Source organism: Micromonospora sp. NPDC020750, assembly GCF_044334565.1.
Taxonomy (GTDB): Bacteria; Actinomycetota; Actinomycetes; order Mycobacteriales; family Micromonosporaceae; genus Micromonospora.
Map to the genome: position 1 here is coordinate 533,275 of NZ_JBIRTH010000003.1, position 20,682 is coordinate 553,956.

Annotated in this window: 34 protein-coding genes and 1 tRNA gene; 24 read left to right on the forward strand and 11 right to left on the reverse strand. The window is 71.0% G+C overall.

Annotated elements, in window-relative coordinates; translation table 11 throughout:
* Positions 1-10 precede the first annotated feature (10 nt).
* The 11 genes from ACH4T9_RS12960 to ACH4T9_RS13010 all read left to right on the forward strand — a co-directional run bounded on the left by ACH4T9_RS12960 (position 11) and on the right by ACH4T9_RS13010 (position 5,427).
* Positions 11-262 (forward strand): hypothetical protein, encoded by a 252-nt coding sequence (locus ACH4T9_RS12960; RefSeq protein WP_396671252.1) that lies wholly within the window; start codon positions 11-13, stop codon positions 260-262.
* Between the two features lie 79 nt (positions 263-341).
* The gene (locus tag ACH4T9_RS12965) at positions 342-782 is read left to right on the forward strand and encodes a hypothetical protein (RefSeq protein WP_396671253.1); all 441 of its coding nucleotides are present in this window, start codon (positions 342-344) and stop codon (positions 780-782) included.
* An 18-nt stretch (positions 783-800) separates the two neighbouring features.
* Positions 801-995 carry a hypothetical protein gene (locus tag ACH4T9_RS12970; RefSeq protein WP_396671254.1) on the forward strand — a complete coding sequence of 65 codons (195 nt, stop codon included), beginning with the start codon at positions 801-803 and terminating at the stop codon, positions 993-995.
* Entirely contained in the window at positions 992-1,405 is a 414-nt protein-coding gene (locus tag ACH4T9_RS12975; protein WP_396671255.1) for a hypothetical protein, read from the forward strand. The genes ACH4T9_RS12970 and ACH4T9_RS12975 overlap by 4 nt, the downstream gene beginning before the upstream one ends.
* 311 nt (positions 1,406-1,716) lie before the next feature.
* A complete protein-coding gene (locus tag ACH4T9_RS12980; RefSeq protein ID WP_396671256.1) occupies positions 1,717-2,121 on the forward strand; it encodes a hypothetical protein in 405 nt (134 codons plus the stop codon).
* Between the two features lie 588 nt (positions 2,122-2,709).
* Positions 2,710-3,114 (forward strand): hypothetical protein, encoded by a 405-nt coding sequence (locus tag ACH4T9_RS12985; protein WP_396671257.1) that lies wholly within the window; start codon positions 2,710-2,712, stop codon positions 3,112-3,114.
* A 105-nt stretch (positions 3,115-3,219) separates the two neighbouring features.
* Complete coding sequence (locus tag ACH4T9_RS12990; RefSeq protein ID WP_396671258.1) at positions 3,220-3,768, forward strand: Panacea domain-containing protein; 549 nt, start codon at positions 3,220-3,222, stop codon at positions 3,766-3,768.
* A complete protein-coding gene (locus tag ACH4T9_RS12995) occupies positions 3,761-4,054 on the forward strand; it encodes a hypothetical protein (protein ID WP_396671259.1) in 294 nt (97 codons plus the stop codon). The genes ACH4T9_RS12990 and ACH4T9_RS12995 overlap by 8 nt, the downstream gene beginning before the upstream one ends.
* Positions 4,055-4,175: 121 nt before the next feature.
* Positions 4,176-4,535 (forward strand): hypothetical protein, encoded by a 360-nt coding sequence (locus ACH4T9_RS13000; RefSeq protein WP_396671260.1) that lies wholly within the window; start codon positions 4,176-4,178, stop codon positions 4,533-4,535.
* Positions 4,536-4,540: 5 nt separating this feature from the next.
* On the forward strand, positions 4,541-5,086 hold the full coding sequence (locus tag ACH4T9_RS13005; protein WP_396671472.1) for a hypothetical protein: 546 nt from the start codon (positions 4,541-4,543) through the stop codon (positions 5,084-5,086).
* 161 nt (positions 5,087-5,247) lie between these two features.
* The gene (locus ACH4T9_RS13010) at positions 5,248-5,427 is read left to right on the forward strand and encodes a hypothetical protein (RefSeq protein ID WP_396671261.1); all 180 of its coding nucleotides are present in this window, start codon (positions 5,248-5,250) and stop codon (positions 5,425-5,427) included.
* An 11-nt stretch (positions 5,428-5,438) separates the two neighbouring features.
* Here ACH4T9_RS13010 and ACH4T9_RS13015 read toward each other — a convergent pair whose 3' ends face one another.
* Positions 5,439-6,665 carry a helix-turn-helix domain-containing protein gene (locus ACH4T9_RS13015; RefSeq protein WP_396671262.1) on the reverse strand — a complete coding sequence of 409 codons (1,227 nt, stop codon included), beginning with the start codon at positions 6,663-6,665 and terminating at the stop codon, positions 5,439-5,441.
* A 160-nt stretch (positions 6,666-6,825) separates the two neighbouring features.
* On the opposite strand from ACH4T9_RS13015, the gene ACH4T9_RS13020 reads away from it, so the two are divergent.
* Together ACH4T9_RS13020 and ACH4T9_RS13025 are read left to right on the forward strand one after the other, a co-directional pair.
* Complete coding sequence (locus tag ACH4T9_RS13020) at positions 6,826-7,296, forward strand: glycine-rich domain-containing protein (protein ID WP_396671263.1); 471 nt, start codon at positions 6,826-6,828, stop codon at positions 7,294-7,296.
* Between the two features lie 75 nt (positions 7,297-7,371).
* Positions 7,372-8,178 (forward strand): hypothetical protein, encoded by an 807-nt coding sequence (locus ACH4T9_RS13025; protein ID WP_396671264.1) that lies wholly within the window; start codon positions 7,372-7,374, stop codon positions 8,176-8,178.
* Between the two features lie 59 nt (positions 8,179-8,237).
* Here the strand turns inward: ACH4T9_RS13025 and ACH4T9_RS13030 are convergent, their stop codons facing one another.
* On the reverse strand, positions 8,238-8,693 hold the full coding sequence (locus tag ACH4T9_RS13030; protein WP_396671265.1) for a hypothetical protein: 456 nt from the start codon (positions 8,691-8,693) through the stop codon (positions 8,238-8,240).
* 60 nt (positions 8,694-8,753) lie between these two features.
* Complete coding sequence (locus ACH4T9_RS13035) at positions 8,754-8,975, reverse strand: hypothetical protein (RefSeq protein ID WP_396671266.1); 222 nt, start codon at positions 8,973-8,975, stop codon at positions 8,754-8,756.
* Between the two features lie 90 nt (positions 8,976-9,065).
* Here ACH4T9_RS13035 and ACH4T9_RS13040 point away from each other — a divergent pair, with 90 nt between their 5' ends.
* The 11 genes from ACH4T9_RS13040 (at position 9,066) to ACH4T9_RS13090 (ending at position 13,999) form a co-directional block, all read left to right on the forward strand.
* Positions 9,066-9,317, forward strand: coding sequence for a hypothetical protein (locus ACH4T9_RS13040; RefSeq protein ID WP_396671267.1), 252 nt, complete (start codon positions 9,066-9,068; stop codon positions 9,315-9,317).
* A complete protein-coding gene (locus ACH4T9_RS13045) occupies positions 9,314-9,562 on the forward strand; it encodes a hypothetical protein (RefSeq protein WP_396671268.1) in 249 nt (82 codons plus the stop codon). The genes ACH4T9_RS13040 and ACH4T9_RS13045 overlap by 4 nt, the downstream gene beginning before the upstream one ends.
* Before the next feature lie 2 nt (positions 9,563-9,564).
* On the forward strand, positions 9,565-9,747 hold the full coding sequence (locus tag ACH4T9_RS13050) for a hypothetical protein (protein WP_396671269.1): 183 nt from the start codon (positions 9,565-9,567) through the stop codon (positions 9,745-9,747).
* Positions 9,748-9,762: 15 nt separating this feature from the next.
* Positions 9,763-9,951: a hypothetical protein gene (locus tag ACH4T9_RS13055; protein ID WP_396671270.1), complete on the forward strand. Its 189-nt coding sequence runs from the start codon at positions 9,763-9,765 to the stop codon at positions 9,949-9,951.
* Positions 9,952-9,965: 14 nt separating this feature from the next.
* Positions 9,966-10,271, forward strand: a complete 306-nt coding sequence (locus ACH4T9_RS13060; protein ID WP_396671271.1) for a hypothetical protein — start codon at positions 9,966-9,968, stop codon at positions 10,269-10,271.
* Between the two features lie 82 nt (positions 10,272-10,353).
* Positions 10,354-10,782, forward strand: coding sequence for a hypothetical protein (locus ACH4T9_RS13065; RefSeq protein WP_396671272.1), 429 nt, complete (start codon positions 10,354-10,356; stop codon positions 10,780-10,782).
* Between the two features lie 129 nt (positions 10,783-10,911).
* Complete coding sequence (locus tag ACH4T9_RS13070; protein WP_396671273.1) at positions 10,912-11,046, forward strand: hypothetical protein; 135 nt, start codon at positions 10,912-10,914, stop codon at positions 11,044-11,046.
* A complete protein-coding gene (locus tag ACH4T9_RS13075; RefSeq protein ID WP_396671274.1) occupies positions 11,043-11,480 on the forward strand; it encodes a hypothetical protein in 438 nt (145 codons plus the stop codon). Before ACH4T9_RS13070 ends, ACH4T9_RS13075 begins: the two co-directional genes overlap by 4 nt.
* 157 nt (positions 11,481-11,637) lie before the next feature.
* Positions 11,638-12,135: a winged helix-turn-helix domain-containing protein gene (locus ACH4T9_RS13080; protein ID WP_396671275.1), complete on the forward strand. Its 498-nt coding sequence runs from the start codon at positions 11,638-11,640 to the stop codon at positions 12,133-12,135.
* A 324-nt stretch (positions 12,136-12,459) separates the two neighbouring features.
* The gene (locus ACH4T9_RS13085) at positions 12,460-13,314 is read left to right on the forward strand and encodes a hypothetical protein (protein ID WP_396671276.1); all 855 of its coding nucleotides are present in this window, start codon (positions 12,460-12,462) and stop codon (positions 13,312-13,314) included.
* Between the two features lie 139 nt (positions 13,315-13,453).
* Positions 13,454-13,999: a hypothetical protein gene (locus tag ACH4T9_RS13090; protein ID WP_396671277.1), complete on the forward strand. Its 546-nt coding sequence runs from the start codon at positions 13,454-13,456 to the stop codon at positions 13,997-13,999.
* 19 nt (positions 14,000-14,018) lie between these two features.
* Here ACH4T9_RS13090 and ACH4T9_RS13095 read toward each other — a convergent pair whose 3' ends face one another.
* The 8 genes from ACH4T9_RS13095 to ACH4T9_RS13130 form a co-directional block, all read right to left on the reverse strand.
* Positions 14,019-14,960 carry a tyrosine-type recombinase/integrase gene (locus ACH4T9_RS13095; protein ID WP_396671278.1) on the reverse strand — a complete coding sequence of 314 codons (942 nt, stop codon included), beginning with the start codon at positions 14,958-14,960 and terminating at the stop codon, positions 14,019-14,021.
* Positions 14,961-15,224: 264 nt separating this feature from the next.
* Positions 15,225-15,296, reverse strand: a tRNA-Val gene (locus ACH4T9_RS13100).
* 81 nt (positions 15,297-15,377) lie between these two features.
* Entirely contained in the window at positions 15,378-15,845 is a 468-nt protein-coding gene (locus ACH4T9_RS13105) for a peroxiredoxin (RefSeq protein ID WP_387025741.1), read from the reverse strand.
* Positions 15,846-15,962: 117 nt separating this feature from the next.
* The gene (locus tag ACH4T9_RS13110) at positions 15,963-16,400 is read right to left on the reverse strand and encodes a DUF3052 domain-containing protein (protein WP_387025743.1); all 438 of its coding nucleotides are present in this window, start codon (positions 16,398-16,400) and stop codon (positions 15,963-15,965) included.
* Between the two features lie 112 nt (positions 16,401-16,512).
* Positions 16,513-18,987, reverse strand: a complete 2,475-nt coding sequence (locus tag ACH4T9_RS13115) for a transketolase C-terminal domain-containing protein (protein WP_396671473.1) — start codon at positions 18,985-18,987, stop codon at positions 16,513-16,515.
* A 246-nt stretch (positions 18,988-19,233) separates the two neighbouring features.
* Positions 19,234-19,716 carry a MarR family winged helix-turn-helix transcriptional regulator gene (locus ACH4T9_RS13120; RefSeq protein WP_396671279.1) on the reverse strand — a complete coding sequence of 161 codons (483 nt, stop codon included), beginning with the start codon at positions 19,714-19,716 and terminating at the stop codon, positions 19,234-19,236.
* Positions 19,717-19,802: 86 nt separating this feature from the next.
* Positions 19,803-20,207 (reverse strand): secondary thiamine-phosphate synthase enzyme YjbQ, encoded by a 405-nt coding sequence (locus tag ACH4T9_RS13125; RefSeq protein ID WP_396671280.1) that lies wholly within the window; start codon positions 20,205-20,207, stop codon positions 19,803-19,805.
* A gap of 55 nt (positions 20,208-20,262) precedes the next feature.
* Positions 20,263-20,496 (reverse strand): hypothetical protein, encoded by a 234-nt coding sequence (locus tag ACH4T9_RS13130; protein ID WP_396671281.1) that lies wholly within the window; start codon positions 20,494-20,496, stop codon positions 20,263-20,265.
* Positions 20,497-20,682: the final 186 nt, after the last annotated feature.

Genomic DNA, 20,682 nt, shown 5'->3' on the forward strand with positions numbered 1-20,682 from the left:
AGGTGATCCCATGGCCGACCTGCCCCCCACAATCCCTGCCCCTCACAGCGACGACGAGGTGATGGCACTCATGGACGTCATGGCCGACGCCCGGATACGCGGCATCGGATCCGCGAGCTGGTCCATGGCCCTCGCCATCCTGAACGCAGGCTACCGCCGCACGATCGTCTCCCCAACCGGCGAACCGGTCTGCCAGCACTGCCACCCGGCCCCGCCCACGTTCGGGTGCCGGGAACGCAGGCACGTCATCACACCCAACTGAGCGTCCGCCGCGGTGGCCGCAGCGTTACCCCTCGCCCGCACCCTCACCGCCGCCGAGCGCGGCTGACCTCGGAGGACACATGGACCACTACGACACCATCCCCGTCCACTACGACGGCGGCCCGCTCCACGGTGACACCAACGACCAGGACTACACGGCCGACGACCTGCGACACGGGCTCACCTTCGACTACCCCACCCGTGGCCTCGGACGCGGTGGTGTCGGTGCCGACGACACCGTCGAGCGGTACGTGTTGGAGCGCCGCGCTCACGGGTGGGTGTTCGTGCACACCGGCCAGTACGTGCAGCCTGTGGAGGATCAGGCGTTCGAAGCGACGGTCGTCGGCGGCCCGGAACACGGCACAGTCGTCTACCTGCTCGGCACGGCCCGCCGGTGGGTGGGGCAGCGCATGGACCATGCGTCGCGCGGTTGCGTGCTCCACCACGTCGGCGCGGATCCGGCCGCTGGGTGGGAGTTGCGCTACGGCCCCACCACAACCCCTGCCGCCGAGCGCGGCTAACCGGACGGAGACACGATCATGCCCCTACCCGTGCACGTGGAAGAAGAGCTCGAAGCGCACCTGCGTCCCATCCGTACGACGCAGCCCGGCATCAGCGTTGAGGAAGCCGCCGAACTGCTGCCCGAACACCTGCGGCAACCACTGTGGGATCGGGCTGCCGACCGCTATCTGGCCGCACGGCTGGCCGAACTCGGCGAGGACACCCCCGCATGACCGCCCCCAACCTGATGGCCGTGGTGTGGACGGCGATCGTCGTCGACCAGTGGGGCGAAGTGTGGCCGGCATCCGGGTCCTTGCCCGCCCACCACCACCGCATCATGGTGGTTCGCGCGCTACTCACAGACGGACGCGTCGAAGACATCCAATACCAGCAGGTGCTGTACGAGGCGCAGGGATGGAAGGATCCGGCGGTGGAGTGGGCGGAAGCGCAAGCCGTCGCGGCGGCCCTCACCAAGGTTCAGCAGCCCACCCCCGACCTGCGGGTGGTGCGTGCCGAGGTGGCGGAGGACATCGGCGACGCGATCCTTACCCACTTTCCCACCGACAACCGCACGGCCGTGCAGGCTGCCCGGATCGCCCGGCATCACGCCACCGCCTACGACGACCCGGAGACCAGCCGATGACTGGCCGCGCCCGGAGTGGTGCGGCGTCTTTGCGGCGCCGCACCACCCCCCGAGCCGACCGCCGCCAACCCAACGCACCCGGTGTGCCCCGACTGCGGGCACCACACCTCCGCGTGGGTTGGCAGCGGATGCACCGTTCTGCGCCCCGCCAACGACGCCGAGGTTGCTGCCGGCCTGCCGTGGCTGTTGGAGTGCGGGCACGACTGCACCATCACCCTGTACGGGGAGTCGATGCGCGACCACCTCGCCCGCGCGTTCCGCACCACCAGCAACCACCCACTGACACGACCTGCGGACGGAGACCCCTCCTAATGGACCCCAACACCACCGATCAGTTCACCGCCGAGCTCAGTGAGTTCGCGGCGCTCCTACGCGCCCGCATTGCCGTCGCAGATGACGACACCAACCCCCCGGGAAGCAGCCCAGCGGAACTGGCCTGGCATGCCGTATACGGGAGCATCCCCATCGACAGCACCGACCCGACCGAGGTGGCCAGTGAGGCGGGGAAGATTCTGTACCGCAAGCTGATGGTGGCGTGCCTGTTCGCGGGCAGGCTGGCGTCCGAGCTTGCAGGGCAGACGGGTAGGACGGCGCTGGATGTGGTTGATGAGCTGGAACTGCGTCTGGTCAAAGCGGGTACCGACCCCGACTGCCCGGTGTGCGAGGACTTTCCGGGGGCCGGTCACTACTGCGCAGCCTGCGGCAGGCAGGGGTGATTGACCGCGGCCGGCATCACGGGCAGGTGGTCGACGCGCTTGCCCGCCTCGACGGCACTGTGGTGTCCGCGGTGGCGCTCCTGACTGGACTCGCACCCGCCGAGATAGTTGCGCTCGGTGGGGTGACGGAACCAGCCCAGCCGCCCGCCAGGATCGACGCACAGCCCAGGATCGTCCGCCCCGCACCCCCAGCTCGCCCCGACTCCTCTAAGGCGATCTGAGCGGGCCACCCACCACGAAAGGACCCCAATGGACGACACCCGCCCGAACGAACCCGTCCGCGCCCTCGTGATCGCCGGCTGCGGGCACTGGTGGCGCGGAACCCGACCCGCCACCGTCAATCGTCCCGGGTCAGCCGCGCGTTTGCACCCAATGCCGCCCCGACCACCCGGCGGCGGTCGGCACCTCACCGCAAGGACTCGCGATGGTGCCCGTCATCTACCTGCCCAACCCGGGACGTGAGGCGCGGCCGTGGCTGGCCCGCTGATCGACCTGCACCAGCCGGCAACCAGCAGGTGCGGGTGAACACGAACCGGCGCGCTGGCGCATAGGCCGGCTGTCCCCACCCGCGAACGGAGGCCACCCCCGATGCCCACCCCGCACATCTACCGCCCCCTGCAACCCGACCGGCTGCGCCTGCGGGTGCCCTACGAAGGAGGCTCCAACCGGCGGTGGATCCACGCCACCCTTGGTGCCCGCATCCAACCCATCTACGACAAGCCCACCGGCCAGTGGCTGATCGCCCGCAACCACTTCGCAAAACTCGTCGGCCACCTACTCGACCGGTTCGGCCAGGTGGACGTGACCGTCGAGTTCTCCACCACCGAACGCTGCGACGACCGCTGCCAGACGGCGGAAGGCGACGACTGTCAATGCTCCTGCCTCGGCGAGCACCACGGCGGAGGCATCTGGCACGGCGGCTGGATCCAGGTCGGCGACACAACACTGGTGCGCCCCGGCGTGGAAGTGCGACACATGCGGCTCACCGCCTGACGATCATTGACGGGCGGCCACTAGCACACAAACCAGCAGGTCACAGCCAGTGACCGCCCGTTTCGTACCCTGCCGGACCGTCGTCCCCGGCACTAGAATGACCTTATGCCCGCCGCCGCTTCCGCCCACGACATCGCCGCCGAACTTCGCCGCCGGCTGCCCGGCCTCGGCACGAAGAAGCTGCACAAGCTGCTCTACTACTGCCAGGGCCACCACCTCGCCACCTTCGACCGGCCGCTGTTCGCCGAGACGATCTCCGCGTGGGACATGGGCCCCGTCGTCGGCGTGCTGTGGCGGCAGGAGAAAGACGGCGACATCCCGGCCGCGTCTGACCGTCTAGGCGAGGCCGAGCTGAATACGATCGGCTACGTGATCTCCCGCTACGGCAACCTGACGGGCAACGACCTTGAACGTCTCACCCACAACGAGACGCCGTGGCAGCTCGCCGACTCCAGCCGCTCCCCCGGCGGACGTGTCCCCATCCGCCACGAATGGATCAAGGGCTACTTCCGGACCGAGGGCGCCGCCGTGGATGGCCCTGTTCTCGACACCGCCCAAGTCCGTGACTGGCTGTACGAAACCACCGCCCACCACCAGACGGGCCCAGCCGACAGCGTCGACTCGCTGCGGGCGAGGCTCACCGCCGGTGTCTGACCCCCACCTCTGGCAGCTTCGCGGCTTCGAACAGCACCTCGACATATGGATCGCCACCGAACAGCCCGACCAGGATTTGATCAACCTGGTGACGGCGTGGGTGCTGTCCCGCTTCGAAGATCCCTACCAGGGTGTGCGCCGCGAGCTGGGCTTCGACAACCTGTGGTGGGGGCACATCCCCCTGTCGTTGCGTGACGGCACGGTGGTGGTGTGCTCGTACTTCGTGCACGAGCAGGACCGTGCGTTGAAGTGCAACAGCATCGCCCCCCTGTCCCTGCCGACCTGACAGCCCGGACGGCAACGCCCGTCACTGCTGTATCGGCGCTGCTGCGGACAGGTGTAGCGTGCGCTGTGACCGCCCCATCGGGGGGCGGGCAGAGCAACACCCCTATCGGAGGGAGCAGCCCGTGGCGTTGAGCAGGTTGGCGCAGCAGTTCGCCGACGAGATCCGCCAACACGACTGGTCAGACGCCCCGCACCGGGCTGACCGGGCCGGACACGACCGGGACGATGACATCCGTAACCGGCGCACCGTGGCCCAGTTGGAACCGGTAGAAACCAACCGGATCCGCATGAACGTAATGTGGGTGACCGCCCAGGTGCTCGCCTACAACGACCCCAACCTTGACGTGTACGAGTTCGCCGAGGCGTGCGGTGTTGACACCCGCACCCCCACCGGCCGCCCCCGCACCGGGGCGATCACCGCCGGCCTGCGGACCTTACTCAGTGGCGGATACGCCCGCCCCGGCACCAGAAACGAGCCGTGATCGTGATGGCGAAACCAATGCCCAATCAGCAGGTGCTCGACGTGATGGTGGCGCTGTTCTGGGCCGCCGAGCACCCCGACTACACCAACCTCACCCGCTACGGGCGTGACCCCATGCCCGGGGGACAGTCACCGGCGGGGGTGAAAGCCACCCACATGAGCGGGTCCACATTAATGTTGTGGGCTGCTGCTGAACCGCGCGACGCCAAACCGGTAGGCATGGACGAATCGATGCTGACGTGCATGCCCGGCCGCACGCTGCGCCTCGCCCACCTGCTGCTCGACGCGGCCCGCCCCGAGCAGTTCGTGTCGTGGCAGTTGTGCGCCGCGCCCGGTGTCGGGTGGCCGACAACGGGGGAAAGCCCGTCGGCGATCCGTATCGCCGGCCGCGACGGGTCGATAGCTTATCTGCGGGCTACCGCGGCGTCCGGGCCCCGAGGTGGTGCAGCCGAACCGAAGACCGATCCGTGCCCGGACTATCAAATCCCCCAGGGGGTGCTGGAGTGCCACCACGGTCAAAGTGCGGCACCTGCGGAGCCCCTGTCGGTGTGATGCCTGGGCAGCCGTGCCCAATGCATTAGCCGCAGGGCAGCAGGGCGACGTGTCCGGGAAGTAACCAACCGACCGTCGACATGTAGCGAGATAGCAGCCCCAACCGCCCAGGTGGTTGGGGCTGCTACGCGAAGAGGGGAAGGCCGTTGATGGTGCTGACGGTGCCTGCCGACGAGTTCGCCACCACCGCGTTTTGGCGGCGCCTCACCGCGGCAGCGTCCGGGCACGGCCACGACGGGCATGAGGTGATGCTCGTCGGCCAGGTCAACCCGACGGACGTGTACGAACTGCGGTGTGTGCGCTGCGACCGACCGGTCGTCGCCATCCGCGTGCAGCGGTGACGACGGCGCAATCAGGCAGGAACACCCACACGGGCGGCAAACTGCCGAAGCCCCGGTAGCGCGGGCCCCGACTCCAGTAAATCCACGGCGAGGCGCTGCGCCCACGGCCGGTACCGCACCTCCTGCGGTGCTGCCACCTCCGCCGCCTGCAACGCCTCCCACGCCTCGTCGCGCCGGCCACGCCCCCACCATGCCAGCGCCGTGTCCTCCCAGCAGCGGGCTTGCCGTTCCGCCGTTGGCAGCAACCCCACCCGCACCCGGCGTGCGTGGTCGACGGCCTGCCCGTAGTCGCCGAGCGCCCTGGCGATCCCCGACCGGTACAGCTCCAGCTCGTTGGCCCCGAACCCGTCCCCGCCCCCGGCGGCAGCCAGCACGCCCCCAGCCTCGGCGGCGTACGTCCACGCCTCGTCACGGCGGTCCGCGACCGCCGCCGTGTACGCCGCCGTCGCCAGCAGCGACGCGTACAGGCTGGCGTCGCCGGCCCCCGCGAGGTTAGTGTCCGCATGCAGGCGAGCCGCTGCGTCCACCACCACCCGCTGCGCCTGGTCCCGCTGCCCGGCCCGCCGCAGCAGCACCGCCGCCGTCCGATCCGCCGAGGCCACCGCGCGCGGGTCACCGGAACGCCTGGCCGCCTGCGCCGCCCGGTCAGCAGTCACCCACGCGACCCCCTGCTCGTGCAGCTTGATCGCCAGCCGCGCGGCCAGCCCGTAGGCCCCCGCGAGCAGGACATCGTATTCGGCCCGCTCGGCAGGTCCCGCGAAGCTCCGGGCCGCCTCACCAGCACCCAGCAAGCCGGGTAGCCGTCGGGCCAGCTGCTGATACCGCACCGCCGCGAAGTCCTCGCGTGCTCTCGCCAGTGAGGTTCGCAGCTCGGCGAGATTACCCGGGGCGGCCTTGTCGGAGGGGAACAGTGCGGCGGTCAATTCGTCGAGTGTCCCGCCGCCGAGGGTGATGTTGCCGGCGACGGCCGACGCTCCCGCCAGGACTGTTCGTCGTCGCATGTCGCCGTCCTCCTCGATGGGATTGCCGTCGCCGGCAACCGTAGCGAGCAGTGAGCCCTGCGCGCCTAACGCCGCGTCGAACGCACGGATCGTTTCCAGTGGTGCCCGCTTGCGTCCGGCGGCGACCTCCCACACGTACTGACGGCTGTACGAGCATGCCCGCGCCAACGCCGGCACGGACATGCCGCGCCGCTTTAGCAGCACCCGCAGCAGTGCCCGGAACTCCGCAGCGGCCACCACAACCCCCCGATGATCACGGTGCGTGTCTGCTGACCGTCAACCGACGGTCACCTCCTACCGATCGTGGGCTGCGAATACGACGCTGGGAAGCAGAACCGCCGCAGACGGTTACTCACATTCCGTGAGAAGCCGCAAACCTCACCCCGGGAGGCGACCCGTGACCGACCTCGACACCCGCACCGACACCCGCACCGACGCCCGCACCCTCATCAGCCCCGCCCTGTTCGGCACCCTCACCCGCCGGATCACCGCAGACCACCCGCACCTGCCCGACGGCATGCCTGACCGGATCATGGGGCAGGCGTTGGCGTTCCTGGTCGCGTGCGCCACCACCACCCGCCCGCTCGGCCCGTCCCGGCTGGTCGACATCGGCTGGCACACGTTCATCCTCCACACCGCCGACTACGCCGACTTCTGCCAGCGTGTCGCCGGCCGGTTCATCCATCACCAGCCGGAACCGACCGAAGATGAGCAGCCGTCCGGGCCGGAGCCGATCGGCGGTCCCGTATCCGAGGCAATCGGGGCGGTCCGCGCCGCCGGCTACCGCATTGACCCCGCCCTGTGGGGTTCCGCCGCCGACTGCACCCAATGCCACGCCGGCTGCACCGACTCGCCGACGGGCAACTGACACCCACCGCCGAAACGGGCGTCCGGGGCGCGGCACACGTCGCGTCCCGGACGCCGCCCGTGGTAGACCGTGCTGGTGCACACCCGCTGGGATGACCTGCCCGACACCGCCCGCCGCGCCGTGGTCGCGCACACCGGCGCCGTCGGGCAAGTGATCCCCGCCGGGGCCGGGGCGACGTGCTCGTTCGCCGCCACCCTGCACACCGGCAGCGACCTCGTGTTCTGCAAGGGGCTCCCGGTCACCGATCGGTTGGCGTGGACGTTGCGCAACGAGATCCGCGTCAACCCGCACCTGCCCGGCATCGCACCGGCCCTCCGGTGGCAGGTTGAGCAGGACGGCTGGCTGCTCGCCGGGTTCGAGCATGTCGTCGGCCGGCACGCCGACCTGCGGCCCGGATCCCCCGACCTGCCGGCGGTGGCCGCCGTGCTCGCCGGCCTGGCCGCAGCCCCACCACCTGCATTCCCGGTGCGCCCGTTCGCCGCCCGCTGGGAACACCTCATCGACCCCGCCCACGTTGACGGCCGGACGCTCGCCCATACCGACATGAGCCGCCGCAACTGGCTGGTCAACCCCGGTGGGGCGCGGCTGGTCGACTGGGCCACCCCCGCCCTCGGCCCGGCCTGGCTCGACACCGCGTTCACCGCGGTCCGACTGATCCGGTACGGGCACACCCCGGCCGCCGCCGAGCAGTGGGCGGCGCAGATCCCCGTATGGTCGACCGCCCCCGACGGGTCGCTGTCCGCGTTCGCCGCCACACTGGCCCGCGTATGGCAGCGGCAGCAGGACCGGTCGCCGGCCGCCCACCGGCCGCCGCTGATCGGCGCCGCCCGCGCGTGGTGCCGGCACCGGGCCGGGCGTGCCGCCGCACTGGTGGCCGGCTGACCGCAGCAGCGTGAAGCCTCGGACCTGGGTGAGGTGCCGGGGCTTCCGCGTGTTCAGGGTCAGGCCCGCCGCCACCGCTTCCGGTCATCCGTGGCGGTGGTGGTGCACACCATCGGCACACCCTTCTTGCTCACTCCCCGCGCGCCCTGCGTCGAGCAGAATGCCCCCGGATGCACGCCCTGCTGCACGCTGGGCGTGGTCCGTTTCGGCTTGGGTGCTGGTTCTGGCTTGGCCGTGGTCCGCTTCGGGGTGGGCTTCGGGCTGGCGCTGCGCTTCGGTGCCGCCGTCGTCTTTTCCGGCGTAGGGCTGACTGTGGGCGGCGGGCTGGTGGTCGCCGCCGAAGTCGTGGCGGGAGGGTCAACGAGCCGGTGCGCGCTCACCGACGGGCGGGCTGAGGTGGGTGCGGGGGTGTCGTCGTCGCCGAACACGCCGACGACCCCGCCGCAGCAGAGCAGGACAACAAGGGCTATGCCAGCGCCCAGAAGCGCGCTCGGATTCTTCTTCGGCTTGGTCACTCAGTGGAGTGTGGTGGCCGCCGACGGGTTGCCGCAGTAGCCGATCGGCTCGGCGCGGTGTCAGGTAGACGACTTGCGGGGGCGGCCCTTCTTCGGTGGCGGCCGGAAGTCCTTGAGCCGGTCGAGCATTGCGTCTGGGTTCCGGGTTAGCAGCACCATGCAGGCAACCAGGAAGTCGTTCAGCGTCCAGTCGTCTCGCCCGGCCAGCACCCTCTGAGCTTCCGTCTTCACCTCGTCTGGTGGGCGGAAGGTGGTTTTGTCTCGCTGGTGTCTGTCGGGCACTCAATCAGTCTCGCATGTGGGGTGCCCACTTAGGCGGGGGCGGGGTAAACTAGATGTGGACACCCCACTTTCTGGCACGAGCGAGGCGACATGCGTTACACCGACAACAAAGGCCGCGCACGGACGCTGACCCCTGTTCAGGCCCTCTACCTCTCCACCGCTCACACCCGTCACCAGATCGACGCGGGCTGGGGTGGCTTGTCGTCCACCCTGACGGTCCGGCTGCTCCGCGAACGCGGCCTCATTACCCTCGACGACCTGCTCTACAAGCCGTGGCGGATAACCGGCCTTACCAAGCTCGGCGGGGAATTGCTCGCCCGGTGGAATGAGCGCAACGCGTGACCCGCCAGCCCTTTGCTCACCAGGACGCCTCCGGTGCCGCCGGGGCCCGCCTCGCAGTGTTCGTTGGCGGCGTCTTCACCGAGTACGTCAACACCGCCACCGACCCCTACGGCTACGACGCCATCGCCCGAGTCCTGTCCGGGATCGCCCCAACCTCGCACCGGGTGGAGGCGCTGCTGACGTGCGGCAACCACCCGACCGTGGCGGCCGTCGACTGCCTCGCCTGCGACCCGGTGGAGGACTGACCATGGCCCGCCTCAAGCCCGGCGACCGCGTGTACCACCGAGGCCGCGACGAACACGGAACCTACGAAGCCCGCACCAACGACTCGACCGCCTACCTCGTGACCTTCGAGGGTAGCCCGGAGGCGGAGCGGGTGTCCGCGCACCTGGTCGAGCCTGCCGCGAAGCAGAAGCCAACCACCAACTGACGAACGGAGCCGCCCATGCCTGCCCTGCCGTCCGCCCCACCCCGGCCCGTTCCCACCTTCGAAGCAGCCAAGGCTGCCGCGAAGGCCGCAGCCGACACCCACCGCCGTAAGAGCGACGGCCACGAGCTGTGGGAGGGGTCCGTGTCGTGGCTGTGCGACGACTGCGACGCCATGTACCCCGCCACCGTCCGCAACACCAACTGACGAACGGAGCCCACATGACTGACATCAACGCCCGCATCCACAGCGGCGACCTGCCCACCTGGGAGCAGATGAGCGACCTCGACAAGGGAGCCGCCCTGCTCCACGACCACAAGCGCGACTACGAGGGCGTTGAGTACGCCGTCGAGAACTACCCTGCTCGCTACTTCACCGACCCGCGCCTCACGGCACTCGACAGCGAGGACGCGTCCGAGCACGCCGCCGCCGTGTGCGGGGAGGACGTGGTCGACCGGATCGGCAGGGACGAACACGAGCGCCTGTACGACCTGGCCCTCGACCACGAGCGAAGCAAGCAGGTCTGAGCGGTGTACGGCGGGGCCGGGCCCAGCACCCCCGGCCCCAGCCGCAACCACTCACACCACCCCCACCCGATCGGACACCCGCATGGGCACCTGGACCGTCATCACCCGCCTCGACCAGTACGGCCACCACGACCACATCGGCGCCGTCCCCGGCTACGCCAACGCCTACGGCGACAGCATCCACACCACCGCTGTTACCGCCGACACCGCCGATGACGCCATCGGCCAAGCGCGAGAGGCGTTCCGCACCGTCGGCCCCAACCAGATCCTTGCCAACACCAACACGCCGCCCCCGGCCGACCAGTGGACTGTCGTCGGCCTCGCTGACAACGGCGGGTGCGCCAGCTGCCGCGTGACCGCCGTCATCGAGGGGGAACACGAGGCGCAGGGGCACCGCGACTCGATGCTGTCCCACCGGTGGACGCGGGTGGTGGACGCCCCCACCGCCGAGGAGGCGGTCAGCGCCGGCTACCTGGCCGCTGCCGCCGTTTACGACGCCACCTGGAACTGACCCGAAGGAGACCGCCATGCCCCGCTACCTGATTCCGCCGCTACTCATACTCGCCGTGTTCGGCCTGATGGCCCTCCCCCGAATGTTCGTGCGCGCCCCCCGACGTCGGCGCCGGTGACCGCCCACCGGGTGACGGAACTCCGCTGCAACGGCTACGGCTGCGCCATCACCGCGCTGGGACGCCGGATCCGTGCCGAGGTGAAGCGGATCTACCTCGCTGGCCGCGCCGACGCCGGGGCGGGTCGGGCGGAGGCGAGCCCGTGACGCTCGCCGAGGCGACCGAGCCCGACGTGCGAGAGGTCATCGGCCGCCACGGCGGCTACCTCCAACGGGGCGCAGACGGCTGGCACCGGCTCAACCGGGCGTACGTGCCCACCGGGCCGCCGATGACGTGGGAGCAAGCCCAAGCCCTGTACGGCCCTCTCACCCTCCCACCGCAGCCAGCCCCGGAAGGGTCAATCCTGCGACCCGAGGTGGCCCAGGCGCTCATCGACATCGCCGACGGGGTGGTCTACCGGCAAGGCCGGTCAGCGGTGAATGCCCGCACCGGCCTGCGCTGCACGCAGGCCGTCAACCGGGTGGTCGACGGTGGGGTGGGTGCTCTCGGCGAGCCCGACGCTCAGGGCGTCCGATGGTACGAGCTGACCGAGGCGGCGCGGGAACTCGCAGTACGTCTGCGCGATCGGAAGCAGCCATGACTGGCCTGGCCTCGGTCGACCGAGCGCCCGCTGGCTGCGGCGGCCCCCACACGCATCCATTGATCGACGTATAGTCGACCCGCGCCCGAATGGTCCCCCCAGACTGCGGGCGTCCAGTGTCCGGCCCGCACCTCCCCCCGTGGGTGCGGGCCGAACCATGATCAGCGTCGATGTGTTCGGACATGGCTGGCCGCCACCGTCCACAGTGGGCGCGCAGAATCGCGACGTGGTCTACCCGGAGCCGCGATCCTCGACTCAGCTCGCCGCGCTCCTCCGCAATCAAATCCTCGCAGGTCAACTCCCCGCCGGATCCCGGTTTCCGTCCGACCGGTGGCTGTGCGAAACCCACGATGTCGGTCGCAGCATGGTGCGGGCCGCCATAGCGATCCTCCGCACCGAGGGCTTGGTGGTGACGAGGCAGGGTCAAACTACGAGGGTGCGCGGGATTCACCCGAAACGGCCGGTCGACATGACCGGCGTGGTGTGGGTGGAAACCCGAATGCCGACCGCACCGGAGCGCGAGTCCATGCCAGACAGTCCGGATGAGGGTGTGCCGGTGCTGGTGGTGTGGCGGGCGGGAGTCGATAAGCCAGTCCTGCTGCCAGGTGATCGGTGGGTCATTCCAGGCCCCGCCGGTCGGGGCTCGGACAGTTAGCGGGCGGAGCGCTCCCACCAATGCGGGTAATTCCCGTTTTTGCGCTATCTGCTTGTCCGCATACGTGAAGCTTGCTTCGCGTATTGGGTAAGGCCAGGATCGACTACTCAACCGGCCAACATCAACTACTCACCGCCACGCCGGTGACGGTCCCGCTAACGGGACACCCCAGCCTGCCCGCACGCAGGCACCCATGGCCGATCGGCCACACCACCCACCACCAACGCCCGGAGACCACCACCGCCCACCCGATACTCCACCCCGAAACAATCCACGAACGTCAACCAACGTCAGCACCGCACGAGACTCCGGGGGGGACCACTCGTGACCAAAAGAACTGCGAGCACCACCCGCACACAGCTCCTACTCCTCGGCGCCACCGCACTCGCCGGCCTCGCCCTCGCGCTCGCCGACGCCAACCCGGCCCGCGCCGACACCAGCAACCCGTCCGACACCGCCACCACCGCAGCCGTCACCGACGACGCCACGCCCGCCGCCGAGCCGCGCAGCAGCAAAACCGCCGAGCCGACCAAGCCGACCAAGCCGGCGCGGCCCATCCGGGACCTAGTCGAGCACACCGTCGCCGGCACCGTCGGAGAGGTCGTCGCCACCGTCCAGCTCGTCACCGACATCGTGGACGACGCCACCCACGACCTGCCTGTAGTCGGTCCCGTCGTCAACACCGTCACCGACCTCACCGACGCAGTCCTCGACACCACCCTGCCCGCCACGGCGCCTGCCATCCCGGCCGCCGAGCCAACCCCCACCCCAAGCACCCCACACCGGCCCGCCGACAGCGTGACCACCCCGCCAACCGCAGGCACCCCCAAACCCGGCGCCAACCCTCGCCGCCCAGCGGCCACCCACCCCACCGCAGGCACCACCCGCCGGGGGCAGCAGCACCCCACCCAGGCCAGCACCAAACCGGCCGCCCGCGCCGCCGTGACCGTGGCCGCGAACGCCACCACCGCCAACCACGACCAGCCGCACCACCCGCAGCCCTTCGACTGCGACGGTTTTCTCGGCAGCGCCGACAGCGGCACCACCCCCAGCGGCGGACACCCCCACGCGGTCACCACCAGCGGCTGGCAACCGGCCCTCGCCGCCGCCGGCACCTCACGCGAGCGAGAACAAACCGGCGTCGGGCGAACCCACCCCCCAGCACCCCCGACAGGCTGATCCCGGTCGCCTCCCGGCACCCACACCAGCCCTCACGGCCGGTGGGTGCAACCGCCGCACGCCTACAGACAGGCCCTGCGGCGGGGAGACGCCAGGCGTCTCCGATCCCTCCCCAGCACCACGATCGGAGCACCACCACATGCGCAACCCCAAGATCGACGAAGATAGCCAGGAACTAACCTGCATCACCCAGCGGCACAAGGACATGCTCGACCTCAAAGCGAAGCGGCAGAAGCCCGGCCACATGCCCTACGGCGTCATGGCCATCCTCCTCGGAGGTGCCGCCGTCGGCGTATGGGGATTCATCCTCCGCGACGCCTACGCCGGTCCACCTGAGCCAGCATCCCGCGACTACCTGGCGTTCCTCTCGTTCGCCATCGTCCTCGCCGGCTGCGCCGCAGCCGCCACCTTCACCTGGTTGATCACCAGGGTGATGCAGCGTCAAGCTGGCGAACTGGACGTGCTCAACCAATACGAGGCCGAGCAGCGAGACAAGCGCGCCGAGCAGCGGGCCAACCGCATCGTCAACGCCACGATCGCCCGCCTCACCGCAGAGGGTCGGCGCGACTACATCAAGGCCGTCGCCGACCAGTTCAAGGCCGAAACCGCGAGCATCCTCAACAGCGGGGGGACCGCCACCAACGTCACCCCGTTACGGTCGCGGCCCGGTCAACGCAGCAGCTGACCGGGCCGGGCGCGGCGGGTCAAACGCCCCGCATCACGTCGATGCGGTCATAGGCCCGCCGCGCCCGAGCCGCTTTCGCGCTCGCCCCGTAGTGCCGCAGCATCTGCGGTGAGTCCCAGCCGTTCAACTCCATCAGGTCACCCTCGGCACCGCCCTCATCCAGCCAGTTGTGGGAGAACGTGTGCCGGAACAGGTGCGGGTGGATGTTCAGGCCGAGGCGTTCCCCGCGGCGTTCGATGACCTGGCGGATCCCTGACGGTGTCATCGGCATGCGGCGGCGCACCCCGAACCACAGGGCGTCGAAGTCCTTCGACGCCGCATGTTCAGCCCGCTTACGTAGATACCGGTCCAAGGCGAGGGCACACTTGGCGTCGAACTTGACGGTCCGGGTCTTGTTGCCCTTCCCGGTCACCACGGCGGTGCGGTTCCGCACGTCCACGTCGGGGACCCGCAGGTGCGTGATCTCCGACAGCCGGCAGCCGGTGGACGCGAAGAGACGCAGCAGGGCCGCGTCGCGCCGCGATTCGAAGTCCCTACCGCCCTCGGCGTCCTTCACCAGCGCCCGCAGATCCTCTTTGCTGATCACGTCGGGGGTCTTCTCCCCGATCTTCGGGGGCGGCGGGGGCTTGAACGTCTTGAACGGGTTCGGTAGCTCCTCCTCTTCCGACAGCCACTTGAAGAAGGCTTGCAGGCCGCGGGCGATGTTGTTGCGGTAGCCCTGCTTGTAGTCAAGCTTCTGCATCTGGATGAAGAACGCCCGCAAGTGGTCCCGGTCGACGTCTTCCCACTTGCGTGCGGCGCCGCTCTTGATGGCCCAGCCGGCGAACCATGTGGCGGCGTCGGTGTAGATCCGCATGGTGTTGTCGGACAGCTCGGCGACTTGGAGCGCCAGCCGGAACGAGTTGATGTACGGCTGCATCGGACCCAGGTTGGCGGGGAGTTCACCGCGTTTGCTGGCCATGGCCGTCACCTCCAGACAGCACTCGCGTGCCGTTCGTCTGCTGCCGATTCGGGGGGTCGGAGCGGCGGTGCGGCCCGGTTCGGTGGTGCTGGCTGCGGTGGGGGTTGCGGTGGGCCATTTCCGCGCTCCGAGGGCTTCTCAGGAAGGAGTCGGAAGGCGTTGTTTCGACGATCGGTGAACTAAGTAAGCGAGTCCTGTCCGAACGATTAAGCTCTTTGAAGTTGTGACCCTCCACCGATGTCTCCGCAGGTGAAGGGGTGTTTGTGGGCGCGGCAGGTTTCGAACCTGCGACCCCTCGCTTGTAAGGCGAGTGCTCTCCCACTGAGCTACGCGCCCCGAACGCCCGCACGGCGGGCCGGAGTCCGGCAAGCCTACCCTGCCGGCCCCGGCCCGACGCGCCGGTGTGCCTGGGTGGGGTCAGGCGGCGACGGCCTCGGCGAGGGCCTTGCGCCAGCCCTGCTGGTCGCGCGCCTCGCCCGGCATGTTCATCTCGGCGAACCGGACGACGCCGGCCTTGTCGATCACGAAGGTGCCCCGGTTGGCGATCCCGGCGACGTCGTTGAACACGCCGTACGCCTGGGCCACCGCGCCGTGCGGCCAGAAGTCGGCCAGCAGCGGGAACTGGTAGCCCTCCTTGTCGGCCCAGATCTTGTGGCTGTAGACCGAGTCCACGCTGACGGTGAGCACCTGCACGTCGTCGTTGACGTACTCGTTGAGGTTGTCCCGCACCTCGCAGAGCTCGCCCTGGCAGATGCCGGTGAAGGCGAGCGGGTAGAAGACCAGCAGCACGGTGCGGCTGCCACGGAAGTCCGACAGCCGGACCTCCTGGTTGTTCTGGTCCTTGAGCACGAAGTCCGGCGCGTCTGCGCCAACCTCGATCGGCATGCAAGCTCCTCAGGTCGAGTCAGGGTCACACCAGCCTGCCACCACGCCCGGCGGCCGGGGCTGCCGGGTGTGGTGGCGGAGGGCTGCTGCCCGGTCTTGCCCCGGGCGGGGCCGCTGCTACTTCTTGGCCTTCGCACCCCGGCGCAGCACCAGGCGGGCGCCGCTCCAGTCCCGGCCGGCGTTGACCGTGGAGGTCTGCTGGAGGCCAGCGGTGGGCGCGGACTCCGCGACCTCGCTCGGCTCGACGTGACCCTCCCGCCCGGCCTTGGGCGTCAGCAGCCACACGACGCCGTTGTCGGCCAGCGGGCCGAGGGCGTCAACGAGGAGTTCGAAGAGATCACCGTCACTGTCGCGGTACCACACCAGCACCGCGTCGACCACCTCATCGGTGTCCTCGTCGACCAACTCTCCACAGCGGTCGGTCAGGGCGTCTCGGAGATCCTGGTCGACGTCTTCGTCGTACCCCATCTCCATGACGACCATCCCCGGCTCGATCCCGAACCGGTCCGCCAGGCTGCGTACCCCGTCGGCGGCCTGACCAGCGGTCGCGCTCACTGTCGCGTGCCTCCTCATCTCGTCCCTGCTCGCGGCATCGTTGCGATGCCGTCAGGCAGAGTCCACACACTCGTGGCTCCCCGCGCAAGTGGCGCACCGGGTGGATCGGAATTTACCGTGCCAGCAGCGTACGGGCACCCTGGGTGATGGCCTCCTCGGACACCAGTACCTGGCGCGCTGCCGGACCTAATGGTACAAACGAGTCAATTGCCGCCACCCGCAGCGCCGCTCCGACGTACCCCCCGTCCACCAGCGCCGCGAGCACCCCCTCCCCGACCCCGCCGGACCGGCGCGTCTCGTCCACGACCAGCACCCGGCCGGTCGCGGAGGCCTCCCGGACGATGTCCGCGACCGGCAGCGGCGCGATCCAGCGCAGATCCACCACCCGGGTGCCGACCCCCTCGTCGGCGAGGGCGGCGGCCGCGCGCAACGACATCCGCACCCCGTTACCGAAGGTGATGATGGTGACGTCCTCGGCCGAGCCCACGCCGTAGACCCGGGCCCGCCCGACCGGGGCGTGTCCGGCCGCCCACGCCTCCGGCTCCGGATAGTCGGCCAGCCACTCGCCGTCGTCCTTGGCGTACAGGTCACGGGTGTGGTACAGCGCGATCGGCTCGACGAAGACGCACACGCTGCCGTCCACCGTCGCGCTCGCCAGGCAGGCGCGCAGCATCGGCGCGGCGTCGTCCGGGCGGGCCGGCACGGCGATCACCAGGCCCGGCACGTCGCGGAGCACGGCGAGGGAGTTGTCGTTGTGGAAGTGCCCGCCGAAGCCCTCCTGGTACGCCAGCCCGGCCACCCGGACCACCATCGGGTTACGGAACGCGCCCGAGGAGAAGAACCGCATGGTGGCCGCCTCGCCGCGGAGCTGGTCCTCGGCGTTGTGCAGGTACGCCAGGTACTGGATCTCCGGCACCGGCAGCAGCCCGGCCAGCCCGGCGCCCAGCCCGAGCCCGAGGATCGAGGTCTCGTCGAGCAGCGTGTCGAAGACCCGGGCCGCGCCGAACCGGTCGCGCAGCCCCTTGGTCACCCCGTACACCCCGCCCTTGGCGGCGATGTCCTCGCCGAAGACGACCATCCCGGGGTGGTCGAGCATGCCGTCGGCGAGGGCGGCGTTGATGCTCTGGGCCAGGGTGAGCGGGCCGGCCGACTCGGGCAGCCGACCGCTGAACGCCTCGGCCCGGGCGACCGCGCCGGGCCCGGCGGCCCGAATCGCCGCGTCGGCCACCGCGCGGGCCACCCGGGCTGGCCGCCGGGGCGCGATCTCGGCGACCACCTCGGCCGCGGAGGCGAGTTTCGGCTCGCCGAGCACCTCCTCGGCGATCCGGCGTACCTCCCAGCCGCGCTCGTCGTAGCGGGTCAGCAACTCGTCGGCGGTAGCCACGCCGGCGGAGACCAGCAGCCGCGCGGTGGCCAGCAGCGGGTCCCGCGCCAGGTCCGCGGCCAGTTCCCCGGGGCGGCGGTACGCGGCCTCCGCGTCGGCCCCGGCGTGCCCAATCAGGCGCACGGTGGACAGGTGCAGCACGGCCGGCCGCCGGTGGCGGCGCACCCAGCCGGCCGCCTCCACCGCTGCCTCGTACGACTGCACCGGGTCGGTCCCGTCGGCGGCGAAGTAGCGGATGCCCGGCTTGGCCCGCAGCGTCGCCTCCACCCAGCCCCTGGGCGAGCGGACGCTGATGCCGAGGCCGTTGTCCTCGCAGACGAAGAGCACCGGGATGCGCAGCCCGGTGTGGTCGTACCAGCCCGCGGTGTTGAACGCGGCGGTGGCGCTGGCGTGGTTGACCGAGGCGTCACCGAACGAGCAGACCACGATGGCGTCCGGCGGCCAGGGCGAGCGGGGTGGCTGCCCGACGTCGCCGACCGGGGCCGCCCCGGCCGGCCGCCCGGCCGGGTCACGCCGGCGCAGCCGCTCCAGGGCCAGGCCCGCGCCGACCGCCCGGGGCAGGTGCGAGGCGATGGTGGAGGTGGTCGGGACGACGGCGAGGTCGGCCCGGCCGAAGACCTTGTGCCGGCCACCGGCGATCGGCTCCCGGGCGGAGGCGACCATGCCGCGCAGCACGTCCCGGGCCGCTTCGGCGTACGCGTCCTCCGGGTCGGTCTCCCCGGCCGGGCCGGCACCCTCGGCGGCGTCTTCCCCCGCCACGGCGTCGACCGGCGGGCCGGCCGGGCCGGCCGGGCCGTTCGGGCGGACCGCGCCGGCCGGGCTGGTCGGACCGGCCGGGCTGGTCAGGCCGGCGTCGGGGCCCTCGGCGTCGGCGTCTGCGGCATCCGTGGCTGCGGCATCGGTGTCGTCGGCGGCGGGGTCTGGGGCGGCAGCGGCGGCGTCGGGGGCTGGGTCGGTGTCTGGGCGGCGAGGGCCTGCGTGGTCGTCCGCGCCACCCTCGTCGGCGTTCCCGGCCGGGTCGGGGAAGGCCGGCTCGGGGAAGGCGGTCCGGCCGACGGCCAGGGCGGCCCGGAGGCAGTAGAACGCGCCCGAGCGGTAGTGCAGCAGGGCGGGGTCACCGGGACGCAGCGCGGCGGCGACCGCCGCGTTGCCCTCGTGGCCGGCCGACCCGATGGTGTAGAAACCCTCGCCGAAGCTGCGCAGCCACCGCCCGGCGAGGTCGAGTTGCCGGCTGGTGACCTGGGCGTCGAAGAGGTCCAGCAGTTGCGCCCCGGTCAGCGCCGTGCCGTCGCGGACGGGCTCGGCCGGGTCACGTCGCCGAGGCGCGGCAGCCAGCCCGGCGAGGGCCTCCCGGAACCGGTCGTCGAGATCTTGCGGGGTGGTCACGTCGGACAGCATTACCGACTCGACGCCCGCTCGCCCACTCAGACACGATTCGCCCGGCGCGGCTCAGTCCTCCGCGCACCGCTGCGGGCAGCCGCCGTCGGAGACCTTCCACACCAGCTCGCGCAGGGTGGCCAGCTCGGCGTCGGTGAGCCCGGAGAGCAGTCGGGAGTCTGACATCACCCGTTCGACGTGGCCGCGCATCCGCCGGCCTGCCTCGGTGACCGCCAGCGTCTTCAGCCGGCGGTCCGTCGGGTCGGCCCGGCGCTCCACCAGCCCCGCCTGCTCCAGCTTGTCGACCAGGGTGGTGACGTTCGACCGGTCACAGCCGAGCTGCTCGGCCAGGTCGCGGGCCGGCTGCGGGCGGTCCGGGTCGAGCTGGTGCAGCGCCCGGGCGGCGGCCGGGGTCAGCCCCAGCCCGGCCACCTCGGCGTCCTGATGGTGCCGCACGGCCGCCGCGACGTGCAGGAGCCGGCGCACGGTGTCCCCGGCGAGGCCGGAGCGGTCGCCCGCGTCGGGCCCGCTGCCGGGAGGGACGGGCTGCGGCATGGGCGTCATCGTACGTCCGGCCTGCCGAGGGGGGACCGTCCCGCCCTGAGCCGGGTGCCGATGGGCGGGCGGGGCCCGCCCCCGGGTCAGCCCGGCAGGAACGAGAGACGGACCTTGCGGGTGGGGTTGTCGCCGTTCGTGTCGACCAGGCAGATGGACTGCCAGGTGCCCAGCGCGAGCCGCCCGTCGACCACCGGCAGGGTCGCGTACGGCGGGACGAAGGCGGGCAGGACGTGGTCCCGCCCGTGCCCCTGCGAGCCGTGCCGGTGCCGCCAGCGGTCGTCGGTGGGCAGCAGGTCGTCCAGCGCCCGCAGCAGGTCGTCGTCGGAGCCCGAGCCGGTCTCGATCACGGCCAGGCCGGCGGTGGCGTGCGGCACGAAGACGTGCAGCAGGCCGTCGCCCTGGCCCGAGACGAACTGTTCCGCCTCGGCGGTGATGTCCCGGACGGTCGGCCGGGACCCGGTCTGGACGGTGATCACCTCGGTGCGCATACGGCGCATTCTGCCCGAGGCACGGCGTGCCCGCCGGCAGCCGCCGCGACGGCGGTCACCAACTTCCGCCGCCCCCGCTCTCGCCGCCGCCCGACCAGCCGCCGGAGTCCCCGCCGCGCCGGCGACCCGCCCGCTCGAACAGCACCAGGCCCGCCGCCAGCAGGGCCAGGCCGAACACCCCGGGCCGGGCCGCGTCGAGTTCCCCACCGGCGAGCCCGATCAGCGCCAGCAGGAGGACGAGCCCACCGACCAGTACGACTGCGCCGGCCAACCCCCGCAGCATCGTCATGGCCCGACGGTAGAGGGCGCGGGCAACCCGCCCGCCACGCCGGACGGGGCGGGACGGTCCGGGTGAGCGCGGCGGCCTCGATACTCCGCCGAGGCCTCGGACGGAGCGGGCCGACCCGAAATTACCGACGGGTACCTGTGTCCAGCGTCGCGTCTAGGGGAGGCAGACGTGACGATCACCGTCAGG